The sequence below is a fragment of the Martelella alba genome (assembly GCF_006516955.1).
GTDB lineage: Bacteria > Pseudomonadota > Alphaproteobacteria > Rhizobiales > Rhizobiaceae > Martelella > Martelella alba.
Genome location: NZ_VHLG01000016.1, coordinates 91,245 through 102,765 on the forward strand (window position 1 = coordinate 91,245; position 11,521 = coordinate 102,765).

Sequence of the window (11,521 nt, forward strand, 5' to 3'; positions counted from 1 at the left end):
CAGTAATTAGCGTTACTCTCACTTTAGGCAAGCCATTAATGGCCTTTTTATGGTGTTACATGGATCAGGAAGCGGAAAAGAAAAGCCAGCGCCCGGATGGGCAGGGCAAAGCGGATGCGCGCGGGCGCGGCAGACCGAAGCCCGCATCCGATGAGGTGCAGCGCGTGGCCATTGCTGATGTGGCTGCAAAATTCATGCTTGAATCCGGCTACCAGAAAACGACGATGAAAGGTGTCGCCGCCGCTGCCCATGTTTCGCTTGCGACAATCTATCGGCTTTTCCCTAGCAAATCCGAACTCTTCGGCGCCATAGTCGGCCGTCATCGCGAAACCATCATCGCGCTGCCGGGCGATTATGATGGCCTGCCGGTAGACCAGGCCCTGCAGGAAATCTTCCGCGTCAACGCCAGCCGAAGCGAAGAACGAGACAGCATGAGACTGATGGCCCGGCTTCATCTGGAAAGCCAGCAATCCCCGGATCTTGGCGCCATGCTCGACCGGCATGGCCCGACACATTCACGTGCGCTTTTATGCGACTGGCTTGAAAGGCAGCAGAAAATGGGGCGGATCCGGCCTGTTTCGGTGAGCGTCCTTGCGCAGATGTTGATGGATATCGTCTTTGGCGCGGCAAGCCTGAAATCAGGCCATGAACCAGGCTGGCCGGGCGGGGAGGACCGCGCCGCCTATCTCAGGACATGCCTATCGGTCGTCGCTTACGGAATGGTTCCGAATGATCCGGATGGACGCCACTGATGCAGGCCCATGCCGGCAATCAAACCTGTTCTATGGTCATTCCGGCGGCTTGAAACAGGTGAAATCCGCGACGGGAAACCCCTCATGCTGCTGCAATATGCAGCCCTGAACCTTTTACCGGACGGGCTCAGGGCATTTGCCGCCGGGTGTTGCGGCCTGCAATTGCGGTCCGATACATCCATTGCAAGCGGCGATATGCCCTCAAGACCGGCACTGCCCGGTGGTGTATCCTTTACGACGGGTTGTACAGCATTCAATATGCAGCATGAAAGCGGGCGAGGTTTGAGGCGCATATGACGCGCATGTTCTGTCAAACCGGCTGGCCCGGACCGGAACGGATTGACGGCGATGCGGGAATGAGAGGAGGATGCGGTGGAAAATGTCTGGCACTCTATGGCTGCCGAGCATGCCATCGGGGCCCTGCGTAGCGACAGACAGGGCCTGTCTTCCGACGAAGCCGCAAGACGCCTTGAACAATATGGAGAAAACCGTCTGCCGCAGCCGGCCGGACGCAGACCGCTGATCCGCTTCCTGCTTCATTTCCACAACATCCTCATCTATGTGCTCATCGGCTCCGCCGCCATCACCGCAGCGCTCGGGCATCTCGCCGATACGCTCGTGATCCTGGCCGTGGTCGTCGTGAATGCAATCATCGGCTTTATTCAGGAAGGCAAGGCGGAAAGGGCGATGGAGGCCATCCGCGGGATGCTTGCGCTGAAAGCATCGGTCCTGCGTGATGGCACGCGATGTTCTGTCGATGGTGCGATGCTGGTGCCCGGAGACATCGTGCTGCTGGAGCCCGGCGACAAGGTACCCGCCGATATACGGCTGTTTCAGGCCAACGGACTGCAGATTCAGGAAGCCATTCTCACCGGCGAATCCGTCCCCGCCGAGAAGCATTGGCGCGCTGTCGCCACAGCCGCTGCGCTGGGTGACAGGGGCTGCATGGCCTATAGCGGCACGCTCGTGACAAGCGGACTCGGACGCGGCGTCATCGTGGCGACGGGACCCGATACTCAGATCGGCCGCATCAGCGGCATGCTGTCCACGGTCGAAACGCTGACGACGCCGCTGCTTCATCAGATGAACGCATTTGCCCGCTGGCTTACCTTCTTCATTCTGCTGATGGCTGCCGTTCTGCTCGTCTTCGGCTATTTCGTCGGGCATTTCGCATTTGCCGAACTGTTCATGGCTGTGGTCGGCCTTTCGGTAGCCGCCCTCCCCGAAGGCCTGCCGGCCGTGCTGACCATCACGCTTGCCGTCGGGGTTCAGGCGATGGCGCGGCGCAATGTCATTGTCCGGCGCCTGCCTGCCATCGAAACGCTGGGCTCGGTATCGGTGATCTGCACCGACAAGACAGGCACGCTGACCCGGAATGAAATGATGGTCGCCTCCATCGTCACAGAGGGACATGCTTTCTCACTCGAAGGCGCAGGCTATGAGCCGCGGGGAGAGATCAGACTCAACAACGTCGCCGTGCGCGCGCGCGAACATGCCATACTGGATGAAATCGCGCGTGCTGCGGCGCTTTGCAATGATGCCCGCCTGCGCGAACGCGATGGTGTCTGGACGGTGGAAGGCGACCCGATGGAAGGGGCGCTGCTGGTTCTGTCCGGCAAGGTCGGCATCGATGCGCGCCAGGAACTTTCCGGCTGGCGGCGGACCGATATGATCCCATTCGATGCCCGGCATCGCTTCATGGCAACGCTGAACCATGATCACGATAACCATGCCTGCATTTTCGTGAAGGGCGCGCCGGAGCATATCCTGTCAATGTGCGCCGAACAGAGAACGGTTTCCGGCGGAACGGCCCCCATCAACCGGAATGACTGGCACGGGAAAGCCGAAACCATTGCCGGGCGCGGGCAACGCGTACTGGCCTTTGCGATCAGGTCCGTATCACCGGAACATACGGTTCTAGAACATTCAGATGTGAAAAACGGCTTGATCCTGATCGGCCTTGTCGGTCTCAGCGATCCGCCCCGCCCCGAAGCCATTGCGGCCATCGCCGAATGCCATGCGGCCGGCATACGGGTCAAGATGATAACGGGAGACCACAGCGGAACGGCTGCTGCAATCGGCCGGCAGATCGGCCTGCAAAACCCGGAAAACGTCCTGACAGGCGCCGATCTCGACCAGATGGACGACCCCGCCCTGACCGCTGCGGTTCTTGATACCGATATATTCGCCCGCACCAGCCCGGAGCACAAGCTGCGCCTCGTCATGGCCCTTCAGTCCCATGGCATGACGGTTGCGATGACGGGCGATGGCGTGAATGATGCCCCGGCCCTCAAACGCGCTGACGCGGGGATCGCCATGGGCAAAAAAGGCAGCGAGGCCGCCAAGGAAGCCGCGGAATTCGTACTGGCGGACGACAATTTCGCCTCCATCGCGGCGGCCGTCAGGAAAGGGCGGACGGTCTATGACAATATCAAGAAAGTCATCAGCTGGACCTTGCCAACCAATGCCGGCGAGGCCGCAACCATTATCGTGGCGCTCCTGTTCGGCATGACGCTGCCGATAACCCCGGTTCAGATTCTCTGGGTCAATCTGATCACAGCCATCACGCTCGGCATGGCGCTGGCATTCGAGCCGACCGAAGATGATACCATGCGCCGGCCGCCGCGACCCAGGAATGAACCGTTGCTGACCGGCCAGCTGGGCTGGCATATCCTTCTCGTCTCAACCCTGTTTCTCGGCGGCGTCTTCGGGATCTACAGCTATTCTATTGATCAGGGATATTCCATTGAACTGGCCCGCACCATCGCCCTGAACACGCTCGTGGTGATGGAAATGTTCCATCTGTTTTTCATCCGCAACATCTATGGCACCTCACTGACATGGAAAGCGGTGCGCGGGACCCGGGTCGTGTGGCTGACGGTCGTGTCCGTCACGCTCGCCCAGCTCGCCATAACCTATCTGCCGCCGTTTCAGACGCTGTTTTCCACCGCTGCAATACCCTTGCGGGACGGTATGATTATCATCGGTGTCGGCGTTGTGTTCTTCGCGATTGTCGAAACGGAAAAACAGCTTCGTCTGCGTTTGCGTGATCTTCGTCCGGGATAAAGCCACGGGCTCCAAAGTGCCGGTGATATAAGGCCCGGCCTAAACGGACGACAGGCTGACATCGCAAAGCTTTTGTCAGTCGCAGTCAGACCGGACTATTCGCCAGAAGGGATCATTTCAAATCGGCGAGCGTCCGGCAGCGCCGCTTGGCTCGGCCGCCATGAAGGTCTGCTCCGCGATATCCCCATCCGAGCAGCCTTCGATCACCTGGCAAACGACGGGACCGACAGCGCCGGGCTGAATGCTGTAAAGCGCATTTGTCTCCGTCTTTTCACCGGTTGATACAGCCGATGCCACGCGAGGATCGCTCTGCACAGCCTGGGATTCGGCCGAGTGCGGTGGAAAACCTGGCCGCCCCCAGTAAACGGTCATTTCGCCCGGATCGAAACTAATGTCGTAATTCGGGTTCGAAAGCGTACCGAGCGTAATGTCGTATTGTCCGAGCAGGGCCGATGCGGGCGCACCGTTGGAAGCCAGAGTGCCTGTAAGCACATCACCGGGGAAAAGCGAACCCGACTTAAAATAATAGGGAAGCTGTGAAAGCGGCAAATCAACGCCATAGGGTTTCTGGTACAAGGAACCATAGAGCCCGAGCGGATAGGGGTTGACCGTAAAGCTTGCGCCGGAATCGATCTGATCCGTCATCACGAAATAGGTCAGGCCACCGATATCGACGCGACCGAAATTGGCGCTTCCAAGGACAGTCGTCTGCGCCGTGCTCAACGACAAGGTCGTGACCGGGCTCGTGACATTTGCGGCTGCAGCAAAGACCAGCGGCTGCGAGAGGGTTACGGAACTGTCGCCATAGGTGGTAACCACATTCTCACCGAATATCCATGCCCTCTGATAAGGGCGGTAGAGCGTGGCGGTCTCGCCGTTGATCGGCTGAGCCCAGACCGGCATTGTCTGGTCCGACTGCCCCTGACTTGCGCTGCCGGTAAAATCCCAGCCGGCATTGATTGCAGTCCCGGTGAAATAATAAGGATCGGCAAACTGTGCGCTGGTCATGCCCGTAACACCGCTGACGCCGGTGCCTGAATTGGGCTGACCGCTTGTGTCCGTGTTGTAGAATGAGGCTGTTATGGTGCCGGTGCTGGTGTTGGTGCCGGCAAAGCCACCAAGATCAAGCCCGTCAGACGGCGTTGCGTCGCCGCTCCAGGACACATTCCCGGTTGAAAACGCCCTGCTGACGGAAACACTGTTCGCGCCGATCAGCCCACCGAGCGCAACACTTGCTGTCCCGTTTGTTCCAGTCACATCGCCTGTTGCATAGACGTCCGCAACCGAACCGCCGCTCGTATATCCAATCAGACCGCCTGCCATTGTCTGCGCACCGGCAATAACCACGACGTCACCGGTTGCATAGGATGCCGAGAGCGTACCGTCGATCTGGGCGCCAACCAGCCCGCCCGCATAGATCAGGTCGGCCTGCCCCGTTATGTTTCCGCTGGCGGAGGACGTTCTGATATTTCCTGTGTTCAGCCCGACAAGACCGCCAACGCGTGAAGCGCCGTAATTGCTTTTCGCCTCAAGCGCAACATTGGCAATCGAATTGCTGATCGTGCCATTGTTCATTCCGGCCAGGCCGCCGAGATTGGAATAGACGGCATCGCCATGGATGGATGCCGTTCCGGAAACCGTGACGCCTGTTATATCGCCTCTATCTTCATTGGTGCCGACAAGCAGTCCGGCGTAAGATCCGGTATTGCTGTCTGATCGCGCCGACACGCTGGCATTGACGAGGGAAAGATAGGAGATTGTGCCGGAATTCTGCCCGACGAGGCCGAAATTGCTGTCCGCGCCGGACGGAACCGCCAGTGTAAAGTTGGAAATCGTATGACCGAAACCGTTCAGCTTGCCGGTCAACTGCGCGATCAGCGGCGCTGTATAGGTGGTTCCGGACAGGTCGATATCCTGGACCAGATAATAGTCCTCTGCGGGTTCGGCATCGATGGCCTGCAGATCTGCAGCCGTGCGGATCAGATTGTTCGAAGTGAGCTTGTTGACGGTAGCGCCGGTCCCCGTCATGGTGATCATTGCACCGGGCGACATCGTCATATTATCCAGGAATAATCCCGCATACTCCCCCGTGGCCGTGATCGTGCCTGCGATATTCACGGCATTCACGGAGGAGATTTGAAGGGAGGCATCGGTATCCCAGCTCAGATTTCCGGCAATGGTTAGCGATTTGGTCCAGTTACTGATCGTAACAAGGCTGCCGGGATTATCGAGCTGGTTCAGATATCTGTTGACGACTGCCGTCGTCAGCAGGCGGGAGGCGCCTTCGGGCACGGTGTCGAGCAGAACGGACTGTGCGATTGTGAAACTTATCAGCGAAGAAGCTTGGGAAGAACCAAGATCAACCTCGCTTGCAAAGACCGGACCGCGCGCGCCTGCGGCATAAAAACGGCCGCCGTTTCCATCGCCCGCACCGCGGGCAGAGACCGTGCCGGAAAGCCCGGCATAATCGTCTGACCAGAACACCACCGTGCCGCCATTGCCGCCGTCAAGCGCGTCAGCCACTATCATTGTGCCATCGGAGACCGTCAGTGTGGTTGCGCGCTGCAGGGCATTCGCATCGCTTTCGTGACCGCCAAGGCGAATGGTTCCGCCATTGCCAAATCCGGAGGCATCAAGAACAGCATGGTCGGCGACAACCGTCGCGCCGGTGATTTCAATCACACCGCCTTCCTGCGTGGAGGGTGACGAGGTCGCCTTTTTCGCCCGCGCCGATACCTTGCCGCTGACTTGGACGCTGCCGCCCTCTCCGCCTCCGAGCGTGATCTTGCCATTGCGGCCGGATACTGAACGCGCCTCGGCAACGCCGGACATGTTGATCGCCTTTCGCGCCGCGTTCCGCGCGGTCGCCGCCCGCATGACGATCGTGCCGCCTTCGGTCGAGACCGTGCCGGAATTTTCGATCAGGGCTTCGCCGTCGTCGACGAGCGAGGATGGCACGGAGACCTGCATGAAGCCGTCTCCCGACAGATCAAGCGTGATCACTTCGCCCGCGCCGAGGCCTGCCTTGCCAAAGGGAACGGCGATCAGTCCATCATTGCGGACCTTGCCGCCGAGAAGCGCGGCATAACCGCCGTGGCCGACCGTAATCACCCCGCTGTTGGAAACAGTCGATGATGCACCACTGCCGGAAAAGTTCAGACTGCCGCTCATGAAATCGCTGTCAGCGATGCCGAGCGTGGAGGCAACGAACCCGCCGCCGGTGCTCACCGTTCCTGTCGGCGTGATCGCAATGCCATTGGGGTTGACCAGAAAGACCTGTCCATTGGCCGAAAGGGTCCCGGCTATGCTCGACGGCGTGCTGCCCGTCACTCGGTTCAATATGGCTGAACCGGAACCGGGCTGATGAATGTTGACGCTGTTGCCCGCGCCGATATTGAAACTGCCCCAGTTAACGATCGCCCGGTCAGAGGTCTGCGTGATTGTCATGCTGTTGCCGCTTGAAGCGATGCCGACCTGGCCAGCAGCGACCCCGGCGCCGGAGGGCAAATCGTCTGTGGCAAGTGCCGGAACGGAAAACAGGGCGGTGGAGACAAGCAACCAGGGCAATCGCGATCTGAGCGTATCCTTCGCTGCCAAAGGACGGCGGTGAGCCGGCGAATAGCCAAAAGATCGCATCATTGAAACTCCCCTCATGCCGTCCCCGCGTCCAGCCGGTCGAATATCATGACAGTCGCGGCACCATTTCGGTTACATTCTGCCACCGGATTGATATTTGGCAATTTAGGCCGTGCAACGCGCCGTTGCCAGTTAAAAATCGTCAAGTTTAACTTACAGTATACGGAATGACTGCAAGGGCACGATGCCGCCTTTAGGCTTCACTATTCAGGGGAACTTTTGGTTTTCATTCTAGAACTTGCTGCGGCGGAACGAAATCATACGGGCAAAAACGGCATTGAACGCAATATTCGGTCTTGTTGCATTGGTAAAATTTGGCTTAATTGGCAAAAAGCAAATGATGGCGCCCACATGGCTGGATCGCCGCCAACGAGGGACGGCTTGCATCTGTTTCACGCCGATCATGACAGTAATGATGCCCAAGAATCCTTTGAGGACGCTTCTCGCACTTCCCCTGGCAAGCTTCTGCGCCGGCGCCTTCGCTGCCCCCGGTCTGGCCCAGACCGCCGGCCAGCTCGTCGCCCCGACCTATGCGCCATCCGTCACGCCGGCGCCGGGCGGCGGACTGAACCTTCCGGCCTCCAACGGTATTGAGGCGCCTGCGGGTGCAGAGGATCTTTACGTTACCCCTTCCGGTCTCGACATTGAGGGTGGACTGCCCGCTCTTGCCGCCGAAACGGCGGAAATCGAAGCACAATTCACCGACAAGAGAGTAAGCGCAGCCGACCTGTTTGCCGCCGCCAACGCGCTCGAGGCGGCCTATGCGCGCGCCGGTTACATTCTCGTGCGCGTATCCCTTCCCCCACAGACCATTGAGGATGGCCAGGAATTGCGGCTCGTCGTGACCGATGGCTATGTCGATCAGGTGACATACGCGTCGCTTCCACCGAATGTTCAAAAACGGGTAGGCCGGGTCACAGCGCCGCTTGTCGGCCGGAAAAGCCTTACGAAAGCAGAACTTGAACGCCGGCTTCTGCTGGCAGGCGACACGCCGGGCCTCGATATGAAATCCGCGCTTTCGCCGGGCAAGTTGCCGGCCGCGACAACACTGACGCTTTCCGGGCGCTACAATCCGGTGACGGGCTATTTTGGCGTCAACAATGACATGACTGAGGCGCTCGGTGACTACAGCATCAGCGCCGGTGTCAACTTCAATGACCTCCTCGGTCTCGGTGAGGTCGGCTATCTGCGTTTGGGCGGCTGGCCCGGCTTTGCCGACAACAACATCCTCGACGATTACCCGAAAAACCGCCAGTTCGTCGCCGGCTTTACCTTGCCGATCGGCATTGAAGGCAACTGGCTGAACGTGGAGGGTGTCGACAGCAAATCGCTTTCCGACAATGACCAGCCTTACGATACGCCCGACCATTTTCAGCGGCTTTCGATCAATTACGGTTATGACTGGTTGCGCAGCCGTTCCGTCAACGCCACCACCATCGTCAGCTATGATCTCATCGACGAGGCACAACGCTTTCAGCTGCCCGATTTCGATGTCGCGCTCAGCTCCGACCGTTTGCGCGTGCTGCGTCTGACCCAGACAATTGATGCGCAGACCGAACACGGTGCGCGTTTTTCCGGCAATGCGACTCTGTCCGCAGGGCTGAATGCCTTCGGCGCGCGCGAAAGCAGTGACGACCTGCCGATGTCGCGCGATGGCGCACAGCCGGATTTTCGCAAACTGGTTGCTGAGGGCAATTATGCGCAGACCTTCAATGATCTGTTCGTGTTCTCGCTTTCGCTGATCGGACAGACCTCTTTCGGAGATCCTTTGCCCGCCTCCGAACAACTGAGCCTTGGCGGCGCGCGTTGGGTATCCGCTTTTGCCGCGGGAGAGCTGGAAGCCGACACCGGCGCCGGATTGCGTGCCGAGGTCGCATCACCCACAACATTTCGGCCTTTTGTCAGCACTTCAGGCGTTGCTTTTGCGGCCTCGCCATATCTTTTTGTCGCTGGAAGCGTAAGCCAGCTGGAAAACGCGACGCTCCTGGAGGAACCGGTTATCCGCGCCGGCGCATTCGGGATTGGACTGAAACTTGTTGCCGCCGAAAATGACAGTCCTTATTCCGGCAATCTGACGATCGAATATGCCCATGGCGGCAAGAGCAGCGGCAATCCCGAGAACCGGATTAACGTCTCCTTCTTGTCCCGGTTTTAGGCCGGCGCCCCGGACCTTCCCCAAGGAAGAGCTCCGACGCCCCTGTTCTACCGCCGATCTGAAAGCAGACAGCCCGTTCCAACTCACATCCCGACCAGCTTGTGACCTGAAACCGGTCTTCCCTCCAGTCATTACAGCATCGTGCTTTGTCCATCCGAATGGGTGCACGGCGCTCGAGGAGAATCCGAAGGTTGTTTCATCGCCTTATGCGGCCTATTTTCCCGAACCATTTTCATGGAAAATTCGTTGGGCGTGATATTGCCCGGTGTTGAGTGTGGTCCGTTGCAGCTATAGCCCTCCTTCCATGCTGTGATTTCTGCTCTCGCGTGATTGAGAGCGATGACTATTCAGGTAATTTCCGAGAATTAGCGGAACCAAATATTTATCAAATAATCGTGTGGCATGGTGGTGCCGATTTCATATCTCGTGATCGCGATTGTCCTCCCCAAAGGTTCAAAGAGACGGTCTCATCTGCACAGGCGGGTGAAGGCAATTGCACGATTGGCATCTCTTTGGCTCTGATTGGACCTGTCCATGCACCGATCTTTTTCCCGTTCGTCAAGATGGAAAGAAGCACGTCGCGGCAACTGGCCTTTATCAATACTGTTGACCTCCCTTTTGCTGGCTCTTCCGGTTCAGGCTTTGGCGCAGAGCGAGGCGGCGAACGGGACGGGCGCCGTCAAGACAGGATCTCATCCTGCAACGGATGCCATTGGCCAGGCCCTGCGCAAGGCCCTTTCCTACGGCGATACGTCCTTTCTCGCCAGCGTGGTTGAAAATACCCGTCTGACACCAAAGCGCACAAAGCTGATTGAAAGCGAGGCGATAGCACTCCGTCCCGAAATGGCGGACAAGATCACGCATGCCATTCGTTCCGCCCAGCTCCTGTCCTCGCTTTATCCTGCTGCATCCATCGCGCCGGTTCTGTCCGCACCGTTGGTTTCCAGCAATACGCAACTGCCCTATCCTGGCGGTGTCAAAGGCGTTGACGAGAGCACGCTCAGCGAGTTTGAGCGCAACTATTCACTGTCAGCCATGGGTGCTGCAACCGCGCGTGAACTGGGCTTTACCGGCAAAGGCGTGGTGGTTGGTGTCATTGACAGCGGCTTCGATATGAGCCCCGATGGGACCGTCCATCCCGAATTCACCGGGCGGATCGACTCCCGCTCGACCAGTTTCCTCAACTGGGTCGATATCAACATGAGTTACCAGACCCTCAGTGCGGCGGAGATTGAAGAAGGTCTCCAGCAGGGGCCGACGGACACGCAGGCTGTCGACGAACATGGAACCCATGTCACCGGCATTATTGCCGCCGGAGACAATGGTTTCGGTATGGAAGGCGTGGCGCCGGATGCGACGATCCTGTCTGTCCAGGCGATTGCCAGTGCATCAGGCCGGGTTACGCTCGATAGTACCAGCAGAACATCTGTCCGGCTCTCGGATTTGCAAACATGCGGACTATATGCGCTGGCCGGTGCGGGATGTACGCTGGCGCAATATTTTGAACCGACGATCAGCGCCGAGCGCTATCTCGCCCAGTTTTCCGATGTCAGCGTGGTCAATATGAGTTTTGGCCCCTCCGTCAGGCTCCTTGCCAAAAGCTGGGATATCGCACCGACGGTGCAGCCTTATTATCAGGAGGAAGCAAAAGCGCTGCGGGCCAATCTGGATGCCGGTCAGGTTCTCGTCGTCTCGGCTGGAAATGACGGTAAATGGGCGCCAGTTGCGGCCGAAAACCCCACGGGTATCGGACTTTATCCCTTCATCAGCCCGGCCAATGAAGATGCGACCAATTCAAGCGGGAACCTGATCTATAACGACTATGGCACCGGGCTCGATTTCAGCTTTCTCTCCGCTGATGCCCTGGCGGAGGCAGAAGCGGCCGATGGCATTGCCCGCGGACGGATCGTCG

The 11,521-nt window shown here is 58.7% G+C and carries 5 protein-coding genes; 4 read left to right on the forward strand and 1 reads right to left on the reverse strand.

Annotated features, from left to right (window positions below; translation table 11 throughout):
• Nucleotides 1-38: 38 nt before the first annotated feature.
• Nucleotides 39-752 carry a TetR/AcrR family transcriptional regulator gene (locus FJU08_RS19760; RefSeq protein WP_141150773.1) on the forward strand — a complete coding sequence of 238 codons (714 nt, stop codon included), beginning with the start codon at nt 39-41 and terminating at the stop codon, nt 750-752.
• 372 nt (nt 753-1,124) lie between these two features.
• Entirely contained in the window at nt 1,125-3,818 is a 2,694-nt protein-coding gene (locus FJU08_RS19765) for a cation-transporting P-type ATPase (protein ID WP_328592426.1), read from the forward strand.
• Between the two features lie 117 nt (nt 3,819-3,935).
• On the opposite strand, the gene FJU08_RS19770 is transcribed toward FJU08_RS19765, so the two are convergent.
• Nucleotides 3,936-7,457, reverse strand: coding sequence for a two-partner secretion domain-containing protein (locus FJU08_RS19770; RefSeq protein WP_181409945.1), 3,522 nt, complete (start codon nt 7,455-7,457; stop codon nt 3,936-3,938).
• Between the two features lie 412 nt (nt 7,458-7,869).
• Here FJU08_RS19770 and FJU08_RS19775 point away from each other — a divergent pair, with 412 nt between their 5' ends.
• Both FJU08_RS19775 and FJU08_RS19780 read left to right on the forward strand, forming a co-directional pair.
• Nucleotides 7,870-9,609 carry a ShlB/FhaC/HecB family hemolysin secretion/activation protein gene (locus FJU08_RS19775; protein ID WP_181409946.1) on the forward strand — a complete coding sequence of 580 codons (1,740 nt, stop codon included), beginning with the start codon at nt 7,870-7,872 and terminating at the stop codon, nt 9,607-9,609.
• A gap of 618 nt (nt 9,610-10,227) precedes the next feature.
• On the forward strand, nt 10,228-11,521 hold a 1,294-nt coding region (locus FJU08_RS19780), incomplete at its 3' end, for a S8 family serine peptidase (protein ID WP_181409947.1).

Coding starts and splice junctions, on each gene's coding strand:
- FJU08_RS19760 (WP_141150773.1), top strand. CDS start 39: ATGGCCTTTTTATGGTGTTACATGGATCAGGAAGCGGAAAAGAAAAGC.
- FJU08_RS19770 (WP_181409945.1), bottom strand. CDS start 7,457: ATGATGCGATCTTTTGGCTATTCGCCGGCTCACCGCCGTCCTTTGGCA.
- FJU08_RS19775 (WP_181409946.1), top strand. CDS start 7,870: ATGCCCAAGAATCCTTTGAGGACGCTTCTCGCACTTCCCCTGGCAAGC.